Source organism: Stenotrophomonas sp. YJH_SMC_73 (assembly GCF_059370155.1).
This window is the reverse complement of record NZ_JCAFTJ010000001.1, coordinates 444,684-465,474: the sequence shown is the minus strand read 5'-3', so window position 1 is coordinate 465,474 and position 20,791 is coordinate 444,684. Positions and strand designations below refer to the sequence as shown.

Genomic DNA, 20,791 nt, shown 5'->3' with positions numbered 1-20,791 from the left:
GGGTCAGAGCCCTTTCCTGCGGAAAGGGATCCGACCCCACCGTCAATCACCGCCCACGCAGGAAGAACGACACCGGCACCATCACTTCCACCGGGTCGCCGGCCATTTCGGCCGGCGGCGCCGGCAGCGGGCTGGCCCGCTGCACGGTGTCCAGCGTCTCCTGGTCGAGCAACGCGAAGCCGCTGCTGCGGCCCAGCACCACCGCCGAAACCACACCGTCGCGGGCCACGGCAAAGCGCACGTAGACCACGCCCTGCTGGCGCAGCCGCTCGGCCTGGCGTGGATAGCGCCGGTGCTTCTGCAGGTGCCCGAGCAGGCGTCCTTCCCAGGTCGCCTCGGCACGACTGCGCTCACCCGCCGTGGTCTGCGGCGCGGTGTAGCGAGCGGCAGCGTCGGCGGCCACCTGCGGCGGTGCGCTGGTCTGCGCGACGTTGGCATCGGCGCTGTCCGGCGCGGGCGCTGGTTCCGGCGCTTCTGGCGGAGGCAGCTCACCCTGCGGCTGCACGGGTGCCTTGGGTTGCTCACGCACGGCTGGCGCTGGCGCCTGCTGCCGCTGCTGTTGCTGCTGCAGCGGCCCGGTGGCGACCTCGCGCGGCGGCGCCGGCGGTGCCTGCGCCATCGGCGCCAGCTCCAGCGTCAGCGCTGCCGGGGGAGCCGTTGCAGCCTGCACCGGTGCGCGCGCCACCCACCAGCAGGCCGCGCCGATCAACAGCGCGTGCACCAGCAGTACGATCGCCAGGCTGGTCGCCCAGCGCCGCAGTCCGCTCATTGCGTGCGCTGCTCCAGGCCGACCAGTGCCACCTTCAGGTAGCCCGCCGCACGCAGCGCATCCAGGGTGGCCATCAGTTCGCCGTAGGGCACGTGGGTATCGGCGCGCAGGAAGATACGCTGCGCGGTGTCACTGTGAGTGGCCGCCTGCAATGCAGCCGCCAGACCGTCGCGCGCTACGGCCTGTTCGCCAACGCGAAGCGACAGATCGGCCTGCACAGTCACATACACCGGCGCCTGTTCGGGCGGCGTGGCACTGGCGCTGCTGGCCGGCAGCTGCACCGGCACCGACACGGTCGCCAGCGGTGCGGCCACCATGAAGATGATCAACAGCACCAGCATCACGTCGATGAAGGGCGTGACATTGATCTCGTGCGCTTCTTCGGGGGCATCGTCGCGGTCGGACGCGGTCCTGATCGCCATCGTCGCGCCTCAGTGCACCGCGCGCAGCGGCGCCGCAGCGGCACGCGGGACGGCACGATCAAGATCGCGCGACACCAGCTGCTGCACGGCGGCCGACAGATCGCCGAGCAGCCCCCGCAGGCCGGCCAGCACGCGGCTGAAATGGTTGTAGACCAGCACCGCGGGAATCGCCGCGACCAGGCCGAGCGCTGTCGCCAACAGGGCCTCGGCGATGCCGGGCGCAACCACCGCCAGGCTGGTGGTGTTGCTGTGGGCGATGCCGATGAAACTGTTCATGATGCCCCACACCGTACCGAACAGGCCGACGAACGGCGCCACCGCGCCGATGCTGGCGAGCGCGCCGATACCGCGCCGCTGCACGCGCGCGGTTTCCAGCTCGATGCGTTCCAGGCGCGAGGCGACGCGCTCCTTGATGCCGTCGTGGCTGTCCAGCTCCTGCGACAGGCGCAGTTCGGTGCGTGCAGCGTCCAGCATCGTCAGTGCGGCGCCCTGTTGCAGGGTCGCTTCCTCGCTCTGCGTCGGCAGCTGTGCGGACTGCAGCAACAGCGCGCGTGCCGCACGCAGCTGCCGGGCCTGCCGCGCCAGCTCCCAGCCCTTGGCCAGCAGCACGGTCCAGGTGGCCAGCGACGCCAGTGCCAGCGCGATCATCACGGCCTTCACCACCACGTCGGCGGCCAGGTACATGCCCCACGGGGTCAATGCGGGGGCGGCCACAGGGGCCAGGTCAGCAGGCAGCATCGTCTCGGTTTCCATCAGCATCAGGGGTCGCTGCGCGACGGCGGGTCGCACGCGGATCATTGGCGTCGTCCACTTCCACGACCGGATGGGGCTGCAGCCGCGGCGCGGGTCGGCTGAGCACGTAGCCGGCGCTGACCGCGAAGAACAGGCCCACGCCCAGCAGCAGGCGCCACGACGGGTGCGCTCCCCAGCAGAACAGCGCAAAACCCACGGCCATGCCGGCACTGGCGAACGCCTTGCCCTTGCGCGACACCGCACCCTGCTCACGCCACAGCCGCAGTGACGGGCCGTAGCGCGGATGCGCCAGCAGGCGCTGCTCGAACTTCGGCGAGCTGCGTGCGAAGCAGCCCACGGCGAGGATCAGGAAGATGGTGGTCGGCATCACCGGCAGCAACGCGCCGATCACCCCGAGGACGACCATCAACCACCCCAGCGCGAACCAGAGCCAACGCATCAGCGCTGCATCCGCAGGCGGGCACCAGGCATCAGGCGAATTCCACTTCGACGTGGCCGTGCACGCTGCGGAACGCGGCGTCGGCCGCATCGATCACCTGCTGCTCCTGCCTGGCACTCAGCGGTACCGCGTCCAGCGCAGCGGTGAACTCGCGCCAGTGGCGCGCCGCGCCATCCGGATGCGCGGCCAGGTGGCGGGCGCCGAAATCACGATCCAGGCCGAGCCTGGCGGCCATCTTGTACAGCACGGTGCCGCCCAGGTTGGACCCTTCGGCCACATACAGCCACCCCAACGCGGCGGGCAGTTCCAGATCGGACGGCAACGCCGCGATGTCGGCCCCGGGCAGCGTCTGCTCCAGATCCTGCAGGTCGCGCGCCACCTGGGCCAGGCGGCGGCGCTCGCCCAGGTCCGGCAGCAGTGCGTCCAGCGCAGGGTTGGCATACAGCGCATCGATGCTGCGATGGAAGCGGTACTGCACGCGCAGGAACCGGGCGAAGTTGCTGCGGTCGGCGAAGATGTCACCGGCCATGATGCGCTTGTCCAGGGCGCCATGGCTGTCGCGGGTGGCGGCCTTGAGCCGCAGGCTGCGGCTGTCTTCAGGGGCGATGTGTGCGTTCATGCGGGATGCCAAGGGGGTCGTCCTGCTGTAGACGTTCGCCACGGGGCTTTCCCCAAGGCTATGTGCGCCGATAATGGCGCATCCCTTCTACCGCAGGAACCGACGATGATCACCACCGAACCGCGCATGACCAACCTGTTCCTGCAGCTGGGCCTGGACGCCAGCGCCGAGGGCATCGCCCGCTTCATCCGCGAGCACCAGCTGGCCACCGATGTGGAAGTGGTCGAGGCACCGTACTGGAACGATGCGCAGCGCCAGTTCCTGTCCGAGTCGCTGCAGGCCGATGCGGCATGGACCACCGTGGTGGATGAGCTGAACGAGTCGCTGCACGAGGACGCGGTGAAGGCGGCGACGGGGCTGTAAGCGGGGTATCCCGCGCTGTTGGGGTCAGAGCCCTTTCCACAGGAAAGGGATCCGACCCCGCCGCTCGCCCTTTCCGGAGGAAAGGGATCCGACCCCAGCGCTCATCCGCGACCGATCAGTACTTCCAGGTCAGCGCCAGCCGCGCGGTGCGGCCCGGTGCCGGCATCACGCCCAGGGCCAGCGGGTCCAGGTAGTAACGATCGGTCAGGTTGTCCACGCCGGCTTCCACCGAGAGCTGGTCGTTGAAGCTCCAGCTGGCGAACAGGTCGACCAGCGTGGTCGGCCGGTACAACTGCTGGATCGCCGACAGGCCCACGTTCCAGTCCTTGTCCAGCTTGCTGATCGGGCCGGCGTTGTGGACCACGCGGGTGCCGAAGGTCAGGCGCTCCTCGAACAGGCGCGAGCCCAGGGTCAGGTTGACCATGTAGCGCGGCGGGTTCTGGGTATTGGTGTACGAGCCCTCGAAGCCGCCGTCCACGCAGTCGGGCGTGTTGGCCAGCTCGCCGTTCCTGCGCTGCGCCCCATAGGCACGGCGCTCGGCGGCGATGTCCGGCGCGCAGGTCTTGGCCTTGAAGTAGTAGTGCGCGGACAGATCGGCAAATACCTTGCCGCTGTCATAGCTGGACTGGAACTCCATGCCCGAGACCTTGAACTGGTCGACGTTGCGGATCAGGCCCGCCGACAGCGTGCGGTAGTCACGGGTGATCAGGTCGTCGATACGGGTATCGAAATACGCCAGCTTCAGCGCCAGGCGGTCGCCGGCAGTGAACAGGTCGTAGCGGAGGGTGCTGGCGCCGATTTCCCAGCTGCGCGCGCGCTCCGGCTTAAGCTCGCCCACCGGTTTGGCGGCGGTGAACAGGCCCAGCGTGGTCTCGAACAGGCTCGGCAGCTTGGTGCCTTCGGCGTACTTCACGTAGACCAGGGTGTCTTCGCTGAAGCGATAGGCCACGCTGGCGGTCGGCGAGAACGCGCTGTCGCGGCGGCGGATCGGCTGCGACCAGCTCCAGCTGACCGGCACTTCCAGATCCTGCGCCTTGCCAGCGTCATAGAAGTTCCAGCCACCGATGTCGGCCACCGTGCCCTTCTTGTACGGCGAGGCCAGCAGCGATTCCCGGGTGAAGTTGCCGTTGGCATCCGGGTACCAGTTCAGCAGCGCGATGCGCTTGGCCCGCCACGACGGCAGCGCCGGGTTGCCATTGAGCAGTTCGGTGTAGCGGTACTGTCCCTGCACTTCATAGGCATCGGGCGTGGCCAGGCGGTTGCGGTCATGCACATCCACGCGGTTCCAGCGGCCACCGGCCAGCAGCTCCCAGTGCTCATCGGGCTGCCACTTCAGCGAGGCCACCGCGCTGTATTCCTTGCGCTCGGCGTTGCGCAGGAAACGGTTGTTGACCAGATCGTCGTGCATGACCGGCCCCGAACTGCCCGGCGCGATGTCTTCGTCGCTGTAGGACAGGCCGTAGTCCAGCGTGAACGCGCCGGCCCGGGTGTCGAACTTCGAGGTATTGCTGACATCCAGGCCGAAGCGCTTCTGTCGCAGCGGATTGCGGTAGGCATCCTTGTAGCCGGGGTCACCGCTGAAGCTGGGCGCGTCATACCACTCGGTGCGGCGGTCGAAGTACCACGGGGTGATGCCGGTCAGGCTGTTGTACATCACGCTGTCGGTGTCGGTGTACGCGGCGTTGACGCGCAGGTCGATCAGCTCGCTGTCCGGATTGAAGCGGTAGCGCAGGCTGTAGCTGTCCATGTCGACGTGGCCCGGATCCCACTGTGGAATGCGGTCACGATCCACGCGGATGATCTGCGAGGCCATGATCTCGCCGGCAGTGCCTTCATAGCGGCGATAGCCGGCTTCCAGCGTCTGCGTGTCGTCGATGCGCCAGGTGCCCTTGAGCAGCGCCGACTTCGAGCGCGAAGAGGTATTGAAAACCTCGGTGCGCGGCGGATTCAGCGGCGCCAGCGTGCGCCGATCCTGCGGGAAGTCGTCGTAGCCATGGCGGCCGGAGAAGTAGTTGCCGTTGTCACGGTAGGCGTAGGCGGCGACCAGATCGAAGCGGTCCCAGTGCCCTGCGGCGGCCACGTTGAAGAACTGGCTGCCGGTGGCGCTGCGATCGGTGCGCGGTGCCGCACTGTAGGACGGCAGGCTGTTGGCACTGCCATTGGCCAGGCCGCCGCGCACGCGCACGCCGACGTCGCGGCCCTCGCGCAGCACGTCACCGATCTTCAACGTCTCCATCTCGACCACGCCGCCGATGCCACCGGACGCGTTGGCCTGCAGGCTCGGGCCCTTGGTGATGGTCAGGCTGGAGATCAGGTCCGCGTCGAGGTAGGTGCGCTGCGACTGGCCGGCGTAGCCACGGTAGGTATCCATGCTGGACTGGCCACCGTCGATGATCACCGGCACGCGGCCCTGGCCCTGGATACCGCGGATGTTGACGTCGAAGCCGTTGCCCACGCGCGGATCACCGGCGGTGACACCGGCCACACCCTTGACGATGTCGCCGTTGGAGGTGCCGCGGAAACGCTCCAGATGCGTGCGATTGAGCGTGGTGGTCGAACCCACGCTGCGATAGCTGTCGAGCAGGCGTGCTTCATCACTGGTCGCGCCGCTCCCGACGCGGTCGCCGGCCACACTCAGCGTGTCGGTGACGATCACACCACTGTCGGCCTGCAACGGCGTTGCCGCTTCCAGGGTGACCGCATCGGCGCTGACCCGGCGCACTGCCAGGCCACTGCCCTGCAGCAGCTGCTGCAGCGCCTCGTTGGCCGACAGGCTGCCGCCGACCGCGCGAGAGGTTACGCCACGTGCCAGCGATGCGGGATAGACCACCTGCACACCGGACTGGCGCATGTAGCTGCGCAGCGCGTCATCCAGCGGTTGCGCCGGAATATCGAAGCGCAGCACGGCCGCGTGGTCGCTGCTGGCGCTCTGCGCCAGTACGGACGGCGCGGCACTGGCCAGGCCGGCGGCGAGCAACGCGATGCACAGGCGGGACGGGCGCAGCACGCGGCCCGGGCGATGGAAGTCGAACATGGGGGAACCTGTCAGGTAATCGGTGCCGCGAACGCGGCGTCATCCGCAACACGGGCGGACACGGCGACGTACGTGGCGGCGGCGGGTACGTTCGCGGAGTAAGACGGATGAAAGCGTGGCAACCCCAAGGGGATTTGCAGTCGAAGCAGGTGCCGACGGTTGCGTGGCTGGTTGCAGTGGTGGGTGCCGACCGTTGGTCGGCACCGGGGCAATGGCGTGGATCTACCGATGGACGATGGCGACGCCGAGCGGCAGCCGGGTCACCTGCAATCCAGCCGTCGCGGCCAGCGCATCCAGCGCCTGTTCCGGGCGATCGATGCGCAACGCCGCGCTTACCGCCGGCAGCTGCGATAGATCACCACGCACGAAGGTCGGGCCAGCGCGATAGCGCCCCACCCATTGCACCGCGTCAGCGACGCGGGCCTGTTCCAACAGCAGCTCGCCCTGACGCCAGGCGCCGACGCTGTCGGCCGCAACGTCCCCCAATCGCCTCACCCCACTGTGTTCACCGTAGGCCGCGCGCTGGCCCTGCTGCAGGTAGGTCCAGCCACCGTCAACCGGGCTGGCCATCCGTACCCTGCCCTGCCCGACCTGGGTTTCCACCTGGTCGTGGCCCCGCGCCACGGTGAAGGCGGTCGAGATGTCCTCGACCACGCCATTGCCGGCGCGCACGCTGAAACGTCGCTGCGCATCCGGACTGACCTCGAACCAGGCACGCCCGCGCAACAGCTCGACCTGGCGGGCGTTCGCATCAAAGTGCACGGCAATCGCACTGTCGGCGTCCAGCACCGCACGGCTGCCATCAGGCAGCAGCACGTTCTGCACCTGGTGCGTGCTGCGGTGATCGGACTGCAGGCGCAGCCACGCCTCCGGCCATGCCACCAGCATCGCCAGCATTGCCGCCGCAGCCATGGCCCAACGCCGTCGGCGCGGGCGTCGACCAGCCACGCGGGCCGGCTGCGCTCGCGGCCCGACGCTGCGCCACAGCGCGCGCTCGTGTTCGAAGGCCCTGCGGTGCCCCGGCTGTTGCAGCCAGTGTTCGAACGCCTGCATGCGCGCGTCGCTGATATCGCCCGAGGCCAGCCACGCGATCCAGTCCCGGGCCTGCTCGGCCAGGGCATCGTCATTGGCGGCAGGCAGCATGTTCGGCGGGCTCATCGGCTGGCGGACAGGCGCATTCAAGCGCGGGGCGGGGGAACTGGACCGCATCCACGGTCCAATGATCAAGACGTTTGCGCGAAGGCCAGCCCCAAGGCGGCGCGATCATCGGCCGCTGCGGGCCCAGGCCAGGCGCTGCAGCGCGGTGCGTACGTGATTCTCCACCGTGGTCACCGATACCCCAAGGCGGCGTGCGATCTCGGCCTGGGTCAGGCCCTGAAGGCGGTTGAGCCGGAAGATGGTGCGGGTCGGCTCCGGCAGATGGCCGGCCGCGTCGAGTACCCGCTGCAGCTCGTCCTGCGCCATGGCCTGCTCTTCGGTGGAGATCACCTCGTCCGGCCCCCACAGGTAGTGATCGGCCAACAGGCGGTTGCGCCGGGTCGACTCGCGGCCGTGGTCGGTGGCCAGGTTGGCGGCCAGCCGGTACAGATAGGCGCGCGGATTGTCGATGGCCTGGCTGTCATCGACCCCACGGGCCTTGAACCACACCGCCTGGATCACGTCCTCGGCGCCGTTGTCGCCCCCCAGAATACGTTGCACCCGGCGCAGCAGCGCTGGCCGCTCGCGGATCAGCAGTTCGGTGAGGGAGGCAGCATTGGAGGACATGCGCGGAGCCGGGACGACAGACGGGAGGCGCCGCGCATGCTACTCCGCAAATGCGAATCAGTCACGTTTGCATTGTCGAAATGGTCACAGGCAATCAGTCAGCCCATCGTAAACGTGGGTGCTGGTTCCGGGCAGGGTGGCATGCAGGGCTTCATGCCCGGCGCGCTCCCACGCTGCCAGCAGCTCGTCCAGGCGGGTTCCCGCCGCCAGTGGCAGCATGCAGGCATAGCGTCCCTGGTCAACATCGATCTGCCCGGTCTTCTGGACCCAGGTGTAGCTCCCGGCGAACGTCCAGACACAACGGGCCACGACACCGGTGGCCCGCTGCACTGAGCAGCGCAAGCGCATCGCCCGCAGGTTGTAATACTGCCCTTCGCAGAAGGTATCCCCACAGATATCGTCAAAGCCGCGCACCAACAGACGTTCGGCCGCCAGGAAGCGCTCGCGCCCGGTTGCCGGATTCGGGTAGTCACGGGCATCGACAAATTGAGGGGTCGCCTGGGCGTTGGCTGCCATCAGCAGCGCGCAGACCAGCCATCGTGCCGGGAAGACGCGCATCACCCCACCCTCCCGGTCTTCCGGAGGCAGTCCGGCAGCGCGTCGAACAGGCCATGGTCAAGTCCAGGCAGGTTCGCCGTCAGGCCATCTGGTGCTTCCAGTGAAGCATGGAAGGCGTCAACAGGTACCCCTGGCCCCAACTCCAACGGACAGACCCAGCGGCCATTGTCGACCTGCACCTCCCCGGTATCGGCCTGCACGGCCAGCTCGCTGGCCACCACCACCCAGGCGCAGCGCTGCACCGTTCCGCGATGGGCCAGCACCGCGCAGCGGACCTCCATCACCCGGTAGTTGCTGTACTCACCTTCGCACCAGGTATCGGCACAGAGCCGGTCGAACTCCCTTGCCAGGGCGGCCTGCAGCCCGTAGGCGCGCTCCCAGTTGGCCTCGGGCCGGGGGTAATCGATCAGGTCCACGTGCAGACCGCGGGCGGAGACAGGCAGGGACGCCAGCAACAGCACGCCCCCCATGCATCGGGCATACCAGGACATCGGCGGAACTCCTCGGGAATGAGCGTCCAGCCTGCGCCGGCCTGCCCTCCTGGCCCATCGGCCAAGGGCGGCGCCCCCCGTCAGGCCTTGCCGCGTCGGCAGGTCGGCGACCCGCCCGCTGCACAGCGCCCGGCAAAGGCATAAAATGGTGAGCTATCCGTCTATATCCCCCCACCTGGAGCACACCATGGGTCTGGAACTCGTCTCGCCCGGCAAGAACCCGCCGGAAGAAATCAACGTCATCATCGAGATCCCGAAGGACTCGGAGCCGGTGAAGTACGAAGTGGACAAGGAAACCGGCGCGATCTTCGTCGACCGCATCCTCTCCACCCCGATGCGCTACCCGTGCAACTACGGCTACGTGCCGAGCACGCTGTGCGGCGACGGCGATCCGGCCGACGTGCTGGTGGTGCTGCCGCTGCCGCTGGTGCCGGGCTCGGTCGTGCGCTGCCGTCCGGTCGGCGTGCTGAAGATGAGCGACGAGGCGGGCAGCGACGAGAAGATCCTGGCCGTGCCGGTCTCGAAGATCTTCAGCGGCTACGCCCACGTCGAAGACATCGCCCAGGTCTCGAGCCACTGGCTGGAGCGCATCGGCCACTTCTTCGAGCACTACAAGGACCTGGAGAAGGGCAAGTGGGTCAAGCTGGACGGTTGGGGCGGCGCCGCTGAGGCCAAGCAGATCCTGATCGAGGCGCACCAGCGCCATCTCGACAGCAAGGCCTGAGCCTGAACCGGATCGCTCCGGCGGTACCCTGCCGGAGCGATGCGGGTCACGTTTCATGACGACGGCACATCACTCTTGCTGCCGTATTAGGTAAATTGCGTCACTTCACACGTCATCGACATCCATCGTCGAGACAGCCAGGGGAATGTGTCGTGCGTATTCTGCTTGTTGGGGATGCAGCCAGCCTGCCGGCCGAGCTGACCGAATTCATTGCCGATCTTGGGGAAGACTGGCAGCCGTTGACCGCCACCGATGGCCAGGCCGCGATGACCGCGGTGGCCACGCAGGGCGTGGACGCGGTGATCGTCTGCCCGCAATTGCCGGATCTCAATGCCACCACGCTGCTGGGGCAGATCCGGACCTTGCGCCCGGAGACCATCCGCATCGCGCTGGTCGATGCGCAGCATGGCAACCGGCCGCCGCCGGCGCGCCTCATTGGTGTCGCCCACCGCTTCCTGCCGCTGCCGCTGGCGCCGGAAGTGCTGCTGGAGGCACTGACCAGCCTGGAAGAACTGCGCGAAGTGCTGGACAGCCCGCGCCTGCGCGATGCCATCGGCCGTATCGAGAAACTGCCCTCGCCGCCGCACCTGTACCTGAGCCTGACCCAGGCCCTGGAACATGACGACGACGCCGACAGTGCCGATGTCGCCAAGCTGGTCGCCGCCGATCCGGCGATCGCCGCCAAGGTGCTGCAACTGTCGAACTCCGCCTTCTTCAGCCAGGGCCGCACCATTGCCGACCTGCGCACCGCCGTGACCCGGCTGGGCCTGGCCACGCTGCGTGACCTGGTGCTGGCCAGCGAAGTGTTCTCCGCACCGACGCTGTCGGCCGCCGAGCGCAACTCGCTGCAACAGCGCGCACTGCTGGCCTCGCGGCTCGCCGCACGCCTGCTGCCCGAATCCAGTGCCGAACTGGGAGCGACTGCCGCGCTGCTGGCCGACATCGGCCTGCTGCTGCCGGGTGTGCGCAACGAGCGCAGCGAGCCCTCGCTGGCCGGCGACACCCGCCCTGGCCATGCCGAGGCCGGCGCCTACCTGCTGGGCCTGTGGGGCCTGCCGATGCCGATCATCGAAGCGGTGGCCTTCCACCTGCAGCCGCAGCGCGCCAACACCCGCAGCTTCTGGGTGACCGGTGCGGTGCACGTGGCCCTGGCGCTGGTCAATGGCGATCCGGTGGACGAGGACTACCTGCAGCGCGCAGGCGTGCTGAACAAACTGCCGCAATGGCGCGAACACGCCAATGCGCTGATGGGACTGGTGCCCAGCGACGCCTGAGCGCGTTGCATGATGTCCGGATGACAGAGGGCGCACCCACAAGGTGCGCCCTTTCCATGTCAGCGGGTACCGCAGGCGTCCTGCACGCAGCGACGGTACTGCGACTCGCAGATGACCGGTGACTTGCCACTGGCCAGGCACTGCTGGCGGAACTCCTCGCAGTAGAGCCCACCGCCGCAGACCCCGAGGCCCTGCGCGAACACCGCGCCCACCAGCGTTGCGTAGATCAATGCAGCGGCCGATGCCTGCCGCAGCAACGTGTTCTTCATATCCCTCTCCACATGCAAGCGTCCGGTAGTGGACCTCCTGACTGTGTTGATTACGACACGACGGGACCGTGACTGCGCTCACCTTCCAACAATTTCCGGAATTCCCCTACAAGAAAAAGGGCGGACCTTGCGATCCGCCCTCCTTCTGTTGCTACCGCACTTCGATGAATCAGAAGCGCTGGGTGTACTTCATGTACAGGAAGCGACCCACGTCGAAGCCGCCGTAGTAGGCGAACGCCGAGTTCGGAGCCGAGTACTGCAGGGCACCCTTGTGGTCGAACACATTGTTCGCGCCCAGGGCGATGGTCGCATCCCACGGCGCCTTCCAGCTGACCTGCAGGTCGTGGAAGGTGTTGGAACCGGTGTGACGCAGCGGATCGGTCTCACCGTTGGCCATGTGGTTCGGAGCATCGCACCAGCCGTCAGCCAGCGAGATGCAGCTTTCCTTCATGCCCGAGTAGTAGCGCGCGGTGTAGTTCACACCGAAATCGCCGTACTGCCAGTTGACGCCCAGGTTCGAACGCACGCGGAACAGGCCCGGCTCGCTGACGCGGCCGACCATGATGTTGTCGCCCGCGCTGTTCTGGCGCTGCTCGTCGTACTTGGCGGTGTAGCTGGTCTGCCAGTCGATGCTGAACTGACCAATGGCCAGTTCCGGCAGGCGGTACTTGATGCCCAGATCGTAGCCCTGGGTTTCCATCTTGCCGAGGTTGGCGGTGCCGTAGGTGATCGCACTGACGTGGCCGTCAGCCGCACGGGTCACGCTCGAGCAGCGCGAAGCGTTACCCAGCACGTAGCAGTCACGCAGGATGCGGTCGACGCTGTCAGCGATGATCATGTCGCTGATTTCGTACTTGTACCAATCCAGCGACACGTCCAGGCCCTGCACCCAACGCGGGCTCCACACCAGGCCGAAGGTGGTGCTCTTGGAGGTTTCCGGCTTCAGGTTCGGATTGGCACCCGAGATGAACTGGTCACCCGACTGGCACGGCAGGGTCGAACATTCCTTGCCTGCCTGGCCCAGCTGCACGTAGTTGGCCGGCACGCCTGCGCCGGAGCACGCGGCATTGCCTGCAACGCTGCCCGGAGCCTTCACGCCGCACGGATCGATGTAGGACTCGAAGCTCGAGCTCAGGCCACCGTACAGGTCGCTGATGGTCGGAGCGCGGAAGCCCTCGGCGTAGGTGCCGCGGACCAGCAGTTCATCCAGCGGACGCCAGGTCAGGCCGAACTTGCTGTTGGTGGTGCCACCGAAGTTGCTGTAGTCCGAATAACGGCTGGCAACGTTCAGGGTCAGTTCCTTGGCGAAGGCCATGTCGGCCAGCAGCGGCACGTTCAGTTCGAGGTAGACCTCGTTCAGATCGTACTGGCCGCGGGTCGGCTTCTGGCCCAGGCCGGTGGACTGGCCCGACTGTGCGAAGGCGTCCGGCACGTAGCTGCCTTCTTCCTTGCGGTGCTCGACACCCAGGGCGAAGCCCAGGTCGCCGGCCGGCAGGGTCACGATGGCGCCCGACAGGTTGGCGGTGAAGCTGGTGGTCTTGGTGACGCCACGGGTGGTGAAGGTCGGGAACAGGAAGTCCTGCAGCTCCTGGTTCGCCAGCGAGCCCTGACCCTCAACGCCGTACGGCAGCAGCGGGTTCCACGGACGGCAATCGCCCAGGATCGGGTTGGCGGCGGTGCCGCAGCGGGCAACGCCACCGGCATCGATGAACGACGGGCCCAGCGCCTGACGCGCGCCGATCAGGCTCATGTCACCGCGGTTGCTCTTGATCGACTCGTTGCGGTTCCACAGCGCGCCGACATCCCAGTCGAAGGTCTTGCCACCCAGCTCGAAGAAGCCGGTCAGGGTCGGAGCGAAGCGCAGGGTCTTCAGCTGGCTGTCAGTGGTACGCGGCACTTCCCACAGGCGGCGGCGGAAGCTGACGTCCTGGCCAACCGGGTTGAAGGCGCTGTCTGCCGACAGCGGGGTGTTGATCGACTTGGAAGCGGACTGGTACGGATAGCCGGCGATCTGCTGGAACGTCTGGCGCTCGTTGTAGAGCACGTCGGTGTTCAGGCTGATCGAATCGGTGAAGTCGTAGGTGCCGTTGATGTAGACCGACTTGCGCTTCACACCGGTCAGCAGGGTCATCTGCTCGTTCGAGTTGGCGAACTCGTCTTCGGTGATCGCGTGGTAGTCGTTCGGGTTCTTCGGATTGCCACCCGGGTTCAGGGTCTGCCACACCGCGCTCGACTTGCTGCAGTCGTACAGCTTCGGGTTGCACCAGCTGCCGTTCTGGCTGATCGGGCTCCAATCAGCCGAGGTGGAGTTCGGACCCAGCGAGCCGTCACGGCTGTACCAGCGGTCCTTGGCCCACACCGGATCCTGCTTCGAGTACTCGGCCGACAGGGTCAGGCTGCCGCGCTCACCGCGGGCACCGAGGGTCATCGAATAGGTTTCGCTGTCGCCGTCGCCCTTGCCGTACTGGCCGACGTACACATTGGCTTCGCCGCCGTCGAAGTTCTTGCGGGTGATCACGTTGACCACGCCGGCAATGGCGTCGGAACCGTAGATCGACGAGGCGCCGTCCTTCAGGATCTCGATGCGCTCAACGGCCGACATCGGGATCTGGCTCAGGTCCTGCAGACCCGAGGTCGAAGCGCCCAGGCGCTTGCCGTTCATCAGCACCAGGGTGCGCTCGGCGCCCAGGTTGCGGATGTCGACGTAGTAGCCGCCCACGTTCTCGCCCGAAGCCAGCGACTCCGAACGCGAGATGGCCGGGGAGCCGGCCGAGGTCAGGTTGTTCAGCACGTCGGCGACGCTCGAGAAGCCCTGCTTTTCCAAGGATTCGCGGGTCATCGTCAGGATCGGCTGCTGGGTCTCCACCGAGGCGCCGCGGATGCGCGAGCCGGTGACCGAAATGCGGTCCAGGTCGGTGGTGCCCTTTGCTTCCTGAGCCGAAGCAAAGGCCGGCGCCAGCGCCAGCGCAATGCCGGCCGGCAGCAAGCCGAACCGCACTGCGGGATTACGAACGTTCATCTATCTCTCCAAGGTACGTGTTAGCAGCGTGTTAAAACACCCCAGCACGTTACGATTGCGTTGCAGCGCTGTATTTGCGCGAACCAACCGGAGACTTTGCAGATTGTGGCGGGAGCAAGCCGCCGTTCTCCCTGAAGCGCGACGCGGACTGGCCGTAGCGGGCGCGGAACGCACGCGCGAAGCTGCAGCAGTTGTCGAAACCGCTGGCGGCAGCGACCTCGCCCACCATCATGTCGGTGTCGCGCAGCAGATCAGCGGCGCGTTCGAGGCGCAGTCGTGCCGAAAGCGACTGCGGGCTTTCCTCGTACAGGCTCTGGAAGGTCTTGGAGAGGTACCAGCTGGAGAAGTTGGTCAGTTCGGCCAGTTCGCCGATGCGCACCACCCGGTGGCTGTTGCCTTCCAGATAGAGGCGCGCACGCTGCATGCGGCCGAACACCTGGCGCTTGCGGCTGCGCGAGCGGCCCGGGCAGCGCTGCACGTTGTCGGCCAGGCCACGCTGCAGGCCAGCAAGGTGCAGCAGCAACGGACGCAAGGCCTGGGCCGGCTGGCCGCTGGCCAGCGCATCGCGCCACAAGCGCAGCGCAACGCGGGCGTCACTGCGGTTCATGCGGCCACGACCGGCATACAGGCCACAGTCGGCCATCTCGGTCAGCACGCGAAGCGCTTCAACGTTCAGGTTCAGGCCAACGCACAGCCCGTTGCGACCGGCCTGCACCAACGGCCGCGATTCCTTCTCGAAGGCGATCCACTCGCCCTGGCGCAGGCGGAATCGCCCTTCCTTGGCCTCCACCCACGAACTGCCACGCACCTGCATCCAGACAGTGAAGCTGGAGCCGGCGGTCTGCAGGCTGCCCAGCCGGGCCACGCCCAGGCAGGTCGGCGTGACATCGTCGAGCGACCGGTCCAGGGAGACGGTTTGGCCGCGATCGGCCAGCGAGAGTTGACGCATGGGGGCACCACGGATTTGCCTAGTACAGGACTCCGTTTTGCCTAATCAGGCGGCACCGCGTCAGGAAAGTCCGACGAGATCGCCACGAATTCGCGACGAGATCCAGACGAAGAAATTACGAAGGCCCATTTCCACTGAAAAACAACAACTTGGAGAACGCCGGGAACAGCGCGGGGGGGCGTTCGGGCAACCGCATCACACCGATGTCGGCACCATCGCTGACCGCCATCGCCACGAACAGGTCACGCCCGTCAGCGCTGGCGCTGAGTCCGTTGCCGGCGCTGAGCCGTTCCGCATCTAGGCAGCGTTCCGGCTCCGCGCGGCCGGGCAGGATGCGCACGAAGGTGGTGCCACACGTGCTCGAAGTGCCGAGGTAACCGACGCCAGTGTTGCCGGCCACGGTCCAGGCCCGGTATCGCCAGCGGCTGGGCCGGTCATCGCTGATCTGCTGCACGCTGCCCGACGACAACGCGGCGTCGGCCGACCACAGGCCACCTGCGGCCAGGCGGGTGAACAACACGCGGCCACTGCTGCGGTCGAAGCGCGCCTGCGACACCCCTTCGATGCTGGCCAACCGGCGCCAGGGCTGGGTGCTGCGGTCGAACAGACTCAACCGGGTGCGCTGGTCGGCATCGCGCTCGACCACAAACAACTGCTCCGGCGACGCGCCATACAGGGCCTGCAGCGGCTGTTCGGCCGGGACCGGCAAAGGTTGCAGGCGTTCATCGCGTGGCGCGATCTCGTAGACCACCGTGCGCCCATGCGCGTCGCGGCCGACCACGAGCAGCTGGCGGCTGTCGGCCGACCAGTCCGGTGCCTGCCGCGCTTCCGGCCGCAGCCCTTCAATGGGGCGCAGCGAATCCGGCCGCTGCATGTCCGCCCACCACAGGGCGAAGCTGCCGGAGCGATCCGAGGTGAAGACCAGCTGGCGGCCATCCGGCGCTGCCATCGGCTGCCCATCGCGGCCACTGGATGCAAACAGGCGTTCGGGCGCGCCGCTGCCCTGCACCGGCACCTTGAACACGCCGAACTGCGCGCGCCGGTGGACGAAGGCCAGCATCCCGCCACGTCGCGACACGGCGGGCCACTGCGCATCATCCAGGCCGGCATCGCGCAGCGTGTGCCGCTCGACGTCCAGATAATAGAGCCGCGCCTCGCTGTCGACGCGGCGACCGAACACGATGGTGCGGCCATCGTCCAGCCAGGCCCATCCGCGCAGCTCTGCCGCCTCGTTGGTCAACTGCTCGGGCGTACCGCCCGCGGCCGGCACCCGCCACAGATCGCCCAGCTGCGGATTGCGCACGAACACCAGCCATTGCCCATCGGGCGAGTAACGCGGTGCGTAGTCGAAGTCGTCCTGGTCGACGCTGTACGCCAGCGCGCGCCACTGACCACTGGCCAGGTCCAGCACGCGGATGCCACGGTGCGCGTAGCGCCCGACCATGCTGCCGAACACCAGGCCGCGACCATCGGGCGTCCAGTCGAAGCTGAGCAGCTCGGTGCCATCGCAGCGCGTGGCCTGGCGCAGGGCGCCACCGGTTGCGCTGGCGATCAGCACCTGGCAGCCACCGTCGGCGGAGAACCGTGCGAAGGCAATTTCGCGACCATCCGGCGACCAGTTCGGGAATCGATCGACGGCACCGGCCGGCGGCGCCAGCAACTGGCGCGCCGGCGCGTTGCCGGAGGTCTGTACCTTGATCGCACCACCGCCGTTGCCATCTTCGTTGGCGCCTTCATAGGCCACCAGCGAACCATCCGGTGACAGCGTGGGATAGGTTTCAAAGCCGCTGGTTGCGGTGATCAACCGATAGGGACGCTGGGGGCTGCCGATCACCCGCGTGCCGTTCTCCACGGCGGCCTCCACCGGCGAACTGCTGGCCGGTGCGCGGCGCAGCAGCAGCGTGGTCATCACCAGCAGCGTGGCCAGCATCAACACGCCCAGCGCCAGCAGCACGCGGCGGCGGACATGGCGCCAGCGGCGGCGCGATTCCTGCGCGCGCGCGGGCAGCACCGCAGCGGCGGCGAGTGCGGGCTGCACGTCCACACCTTCGTCATCAGGCAAGCCCGCAGCCGACGGCTCCGCATCGTCCAGCGCCTGTACCGGCACCAGAAGCCGATAGCCGGTCTTGGCAATGGTCTCGATGTAGGCCTGGCCGCTGTCGTCGTCGTTGCTGAACGCCTTGCGCAGCTGGGTAACGGCCTGGGTCAGCACATCGTTGGTCGGCAGCGTGTCCGGCCACACCTCGGCGAACAACTCGTCGCGGGTGACCACACGGCCCGGCTGCCGCAGCAGCACGCGCAGCACGCCCAGCGCCTTCGGCGTCAGCCGGCGCGGACGACGCGCACCGACGACCTCGACTTCGCGCGAGGACAGAGTGACGATGCACTCTCCTATCCGTATCCGATCGGACACGGGTGGCTGTATTTCGCTGCTGTTCATTTTCTGCTACACAGTAGAGACAGGTCCCGGGCAGTGTTTGCCTTCGTTACGGTCCCGTCCTGGGAACAGCGAAAAGCCAGACTCCGCACAAAGCATCGGCGCATACCGCAAAAACAATCGAGCGCGCGAATACTAGCCTATGCAAGTTACCTCGCCTATCGCGTGGTCGACATCAGGCTCTCTCTCGCCGACGCATTCACATAATTCGCGACATCATTCGCGCCCTCTTGGGCGCGAAATTTTTATCTGGCGTTCATTTTCACATGCGCCGCAACATGGTCAATCCGACCAGCCGCGAAACCACCAAAGCCACGTACATCACGCCGGAAAACTGCTCCAGCATGACCAGTGCTCGTGCCTGTGGATGAAGCGGCACGACATCACTCAAGCCGACTCCAGACAGCAAGCTGAAGCTGAGATAAAGCAGCTCCATCCAACTGCGCTGCGCCTGCCCGCCGGTGCCCTGGAAACTGCCCGGATACCACTGCTGGCACACCGCGAACGCGAAGGCGAACGCCCACGCCAGCAGGGTGAAGGTTGCGCCAGCCGCGAACAGTTCGTCGCGGGTGACCTTGTGGTCCTGGAGCATGTAGGCAATCAGGGCGCCAGCCGTGTAGAAGTACAGCAGGCTCTCCAGCACCTGCGCGGTGGTCAGCAATGCGGTGCGCTCGAGCAATGCACCTGCCAACGAGAACACCACCGAGGGAATGGCCAGCAACAGCGCCAGCCAGGTGCCCAGCGGGCTGCGCTGGACCACCCACAGCGCCAGGCCGAGTACCGCCATGCCGAACATGCCCAGTGCCGCGCGGCCGGCGGCGGTGTCATCCAGCGCGGGATACAGCAGCACCGCCAGCAGCTGCGCGCCCAGCAACCAGGCCGAAGGATGCCGGCGGGCAATGGCCAGCCAACGGGTGGTCATGGCAACAGGCATGGTGTCCTTTCCCCGGGATGATGGGCGGAGGATAGCCGGGAGCGGCGTGATGAGCGGTAGTGCCGGCCGCGGGCCGGCACCACCGTCTGCGCATCACCCCTGGTGGTAGACCTCGGCACCCGCGGCGAGGAACTCCTCCGACTTCTCCTTCATGCCGGCCTCGGCGTAGTCACGCACATCCTGGGTGATCTTCATCGAACAGAAGTGCGGGCCGCACATCGAGCAGAAGTGCGACAGCTTGTGCGCATCCTTCGGCAGCGTTTCGTCATGGAACTCCCTGGCCTTCTCCGGATCCAGGCCAAGGTGGAACTGGTCTTCCCAGCGGAACTCGAAGCGCGCCTTGCTCAGTGCGTTGTCACGTACCTGCGCGCCCGGATGGCCCTTGGCCAGGTCGGCCGCATGCGCGGCGATGCGGTAGGCCATGATGCCGTCACGCACGTCCTGGCGATTGGGCAGGCCGAGGTGTTCCTTCGGCGTCACGTAGCAGAGCATCGCCGTGCCGAACCAACCGATCATCGCCGCACCGATCGCGCTGGTGATGTGGTCGTAGCCCGGCGCGATGTCGGTGGTCAGCGGCCCCAGCGTGTAGAACGGCGCTTCGCCGCATTCACGCAGCTGCTTGTCCATGTTCTCCTTGATCAGCTGCATCGGCACGTGGCCGGGGCCTTCGATCATGGTCTGCACATCATGCTTCCAGGCGATCTTGGTGAGCTCACCCAGCGTCTCCAGCTCACCGAACTGCGCCGCGTCGTTGGCATCGGCGATGCAGCCCGGGCGCAGGCCGTCACCCAGCGAGAAGGTCACGTCATAGGCCTTCATGATCTCGCAGATGTCTTCGAAGTGCGTGTAGAGGAAATTCTCCCTGTGGTGCGCCAGGCACCACTTGGCCATGATCGAACCACCACGGCTGACGATCCCGGTCACGCGCTTGGCGGTGAGCGGCACGTAGCGCAGCAGCACGCCGGCGTGGATGGTGAAGTAGTCCACGCCCTGCTCGGCCTGCTCGATCAGCGTGTCGCGGAAGATCTCCCAGGTGAGCGCTTCGGCGCGGCCGTCGACCTTCTCCAGCGCCTGGTAGATCGGCACGGTACCGATCGCCACCGGCGAGTTGCGGATGATCCACTCGCGGGTTTCGTGGATGTGCTTGCCGGTGGACAGGTCCATCACGGTGTCACCACCCCAGCGGATCGCCCACACCAGTTTCTCCACCTCTTCGGCAATGCCCGAGGACACCGCGCTGTTGCCGATGTTGGCGTTGATCTTGGTCAGGAAGTTGCGGCCGATGATCATCGGCTCGCTTTCCGGGTGGTTGATGTTGTTGGGCAGCACCGCGCGGCCGCGCGCGATTTCATCGCGCACGAACTCCGGCGTGATGATCTTCTGGATCGAGGCGCCGAACGCCTCGCCCGGGTGCTGCTGCAGCAGGCCGGCATCGCGGATCGCGTCCAGCCGCTGGTTTTCGCGGATGGCGACGAATTCCATTTCCGGCGTGATGATGCCGCGGCGCGCATAGTGCATCTGGGTGACGTTCGCGCCTGCACGTGCACGGCGCGGCAGGCTGCGTGTGGGGAAGCGCACAGCATCGAGCTTCGGGTCGTGCTCGCGATCGCGGCCAAACGACGAACTCAGGCCGTCGAGCTGTTCGGTATCGCCGCGCTCCTCCACCCAGCCACGACGCAGCGCCGGCAGGCCCGCGGACAGATCGATACGCGCGTCCGGATCGGTGTACGGGCCCGACGTATCGTAGACCGTGACCGGTGCATTCTCCTCGCCGCCGAACAGCGTCGGCGTGCGGGTCAACGCGATCTCGCGCATCGGCACCTGCAGATCCGGACGCGAACCGGGTACGTGGATCTTGCGCGAGCCGGGAATGGGCCGGGTCACGGATTCGGAGAGTTGCTGGGCCTGTTGCTGCAGGGCGGAGAGCTGTGCGTTCATCGGGCATCGTCCAGGAAGGTCAGGGACGAAGCGGC

General features: G+C 67.0%; 19 protein-coding genes. 3 read left to right on the top strand and 16 right to left on the bottom strand.

The genetic code is table 11. From position 1 onward, the window contains the following. Window positions 1-46: 46 nt before the first annotated feature. From AC5P8R_RS02080 to AC5P8R_RS02060, 5 genes are read right to left on the bottom strand one after another with little or no spacing between them, the layout of a single operon-like run. Window positions 47-769, bottom strand: a complete 723-nt coding sequence (locus AC5P8R_RS02080) for an energy transducer TonB (RefSeq protein WP_014648316.1) — start codon at window positions 767-769, stop codon at window positions 47-49. Next, window positions 766-1,191, bottom strand: coding sequence for a TonB system transport protein ExbD (exbD, locus tag AC5P8R_RS02075; RefSeq protein ID WP_053495202.1), 426 nt, complete (start codon window positions 1,189-1,191; stop codon window positions 766-768). The genes AC5P8R_RS02080 and exbD overlap by 4 nt, the downstream gene beginning before the upstream one ends. A gap of 9 nt (window positions 1,192-1,200) precedes the next feature. Beyond that, window positions 1,201-1,929 (bottom strand): tonB-system energizer ExbB, encoded by a 729-nt coding sequence (gene exbB / locus AC5P8R_RS02070; RefSeq protein ID WP_014648318.1) that lies wholly within the window; start codon window positions 1,927-1,929, stop codon window positions 1,201-1,203. Then, window positions 1,916-2,383 carry a YbaN family protein gene (locus AC5P8R_RS02065; protein WP_014648319.1) on the bottom strand — a complete coding sequence of 156 codons (468 nt, stop codon included), beginning with the start codon at window positions 2,381-2,383 and terminating at the stop codon, window positions 1,916-1,918. The genes exbB and AC5P8R_RS02065 overlap by 14 nt, the downstream gene beginning before the upstream one ends. Before the next feature lie 31 nt (window positions 2,384-2,414). Then, a complete protein-coding gene (locus AC5P8R_RS02060; RefSeq protein WP_075076023.1) occupies window positions 2,415-3,002 on the bottom strand; it encodes a biliverdin-producing heme oxygenase in 588 nt (195 codons plus the stop codon). 105 nt (window positions 3,003-3,107) lie between these two features. Between AC5P8R_RS02060 and AC5P8R_RS02055 the strand changes: the two genes are divergently transcribed. Then, the gene (locus AC5P8R_RS02055; RefSeq protein WP_006390068.1) at window positions 3,108-3,365 is read left to right on the top strand and encodes a DUF2789 domain-containing protein; all 258 of its coding nucleotides are present in this window, start codon (window positions 3,108-3,110) and stop codon (window positions 3,363-3,365) included. 115 nt (window positions 3,366-3,480) lie between these two features. Here AC5P8R_RS02055 and AC5P8R_RS02050 read toward each other — a convergent pair whose 3' ends face one another. The 5 genes from AC5P8R_RS02050 to AC5P8R_RS02030 all read right to left on the bottom strand — a co-directional run bounded on the left by AC5P8R_RS02050 (window position 3,481) and on the right by AC5P8R_RS02030 (window position 9,212). Beyond that, a complete protein-coding gene (locus tag AC5P8R_RS02050) occupies window positions 3,481-6,399 on the bottom strand; it encodes a TonB-dependent receptor (RefSeq protein WP_495222945.1) in 2,919 nt (972 codons plus the stop codon). A 222-nt stretch (window positions 6,400-6,621) separates the two neighbouring features. Next, the gene (locus AC5P8R_RS02045) at window positions 6,622-7,557 is read right to left on the bottom strand and encodes a FecR family protein (RefSeq protein ID WP_049408701.1); all 936 of its coding nucleotides are present in this window, start codon (window positions 7,555-7,557) and stop codon (window positions 6,622-6,624) included. Between the two features lie 105 nt (window positions 7,558-7,662). Continuing rightward, a complete protein-coding gene (locus AC5P8R_RS02040; RefSeq protein WP_014038389.1) occupies window positions 7,663-8,163 on the bottom strand; it encodes an RNA polymerase sigma factor in 501 nt (166 codons plus the stop codon). Between the two features lie 84 nt (window positions 8,164-8,247). After that, window positions 8,248-8,721: a hypothetical protein gene (locus AC5P8R_RS02035; RefSeq protein ID WP_075076025.1), complete on the bottom strand. Its 474-nt coding sequence runs from the start codon at window positions 8,719-8,721 to the stop codon at window positions 8,248-8,250. Continuing rightward, window positions 8,721-9,212, bottom strand: a complete 492-nt coding sequence (locus AC5P8R_RS02030; protein WP_075076026.1) for a hypothetical protein — start codon at window positions 9,210-9,212, stop codon at window positions 8,721-8,723. The genes AC5P8R_RS02035 and AC5P8R_RS02030 overlap by 1 nt, the downstream gene beginning before the upstream one ends. Before the next feature lie 187 nt (window positions 9,213-9,399). On the opposite strand from AC5P8R_RS02030, the gene ppa reads away from it, so the two are divergent. Together ppa and AC5P8R_RS02020 are read left to right on the top strand one after the other, a co-directional pair. Continuing rightward, window positions 9,400-9,936 carry an inorganic diphosphatase gene (gene ppa, locus AC5P8R_RS02025; protein WP_005410935.1) on the top strand — a complete coding sequence of 179 codons (537 nt, stop codon included), beginning with the start codon at window positions 9,400-9,402 and terminating at the stop codon, window positions 9,934-9,936. Between the two features lie 152 nt (window positions 9,937-10,088). Then, on the top strand, window positions 10,089-11,210 hold the full coding sequence (locus AC5P8R_RS02020; RefSeq protein ID WP_014038392.1) for an HDOD domain-containing protein: 1,122 nt from the start codon (window positions 10,089-10,091) through the stop codon (window positions 11,208-11,210). Between the two features lie 59 nt (window positions 11,211-11,269). Here the strand turns inward: AC5P8R_RS02020 and AC5P8R_RS02015 are convergent, their stop codons facing one another. The 6 genes from AC5P8R_RS02015 to thiC all read right to left on the bottom strand — a co-directional run bounded on the left by AC5P8R_RS02015 (window position 11,270) and on the right by thiC (window position 20,756). Further along, a complete protein-coding gene (locus AC5P8R_RS02015) occupies window positions 11,270-11,479 on the bottom strand; it encodes a hypothetical protein (protein ID WP_014648325.1) in 210 nt (69 codons plus the stop codon). 169 nt (window positions 11,480-11,648) lie between these two features. After that, the gene (locus tag AC5P8R_RS02010; RefSeq protein WP_014648326.1) at window positions 11,649-14,498 is read right to left on the bottom strand and encodes a TonB-dependent receptor plug domain-containing protein; all 2,850 of its coding nucleotides are present in this window, start codon (window positions 14,496-14,498) and stop codon (window positions 11,649-11,651) included. A 49-nt stretch (window positions 14,499-14,547) separates the two neighbouring features. Further along, window positions 14,548-15,447 carry a helix-turn-helix transcriptional regulator gene (locus AC5P8R_RS02005; RefSeq protein ID WP_032955994.1) on the bottom strand — a complete coding sequence of 300 codons (900 nt, stop codon included), beginning with the start codon at window positions 15,445-15,447 and terminating at the stop codon, window positions 14,548-14,550. A 115-nt stretch (window positions 15,448-15,562) separates the two neighbouring features. Next, window positions 15,563-17,887, bottom strand: a complete 2,325-nt coding sequence (locus AC5P8R_RS02000; protein ID WP_014648328.1) for a winged helix-turn-helix domain-containing protein — start codon at window positions 17,885-17,887, stop codon at window positions 15,563-15,565. 259 nt (window positions 17,888-18,146) lie between these two features. Beyond that, window positions 18,147-18,818, bottom strand: coding sequence for an ion channel (locus AC5P8R_RS01995; RefSeq protein WP_014648329.1), 672 nt, complete (start codon window positions 18,816-18,818; stop codon window positions 18,147-18,149). A gap of 93 nt (window positions 18,819-18,911) precedes the next feature. Continuing rightward, the gene (gene thiC / locus AC5P8R_RS01990) at window positions 18,912-20,756 is read right to left on the bottom strand and encodes a phosphomethylpyrimidine synthase ThiC (RefSeq protein ID WP_329890645.1); all 1,845 of its coding nucleotides are present in this window, start codon (window positions 20,754-20,756) and stop codon (window positions 18,912-18,914) included. Window positions 20,757-20,791 lie beyond the last annotated feature (35 nt).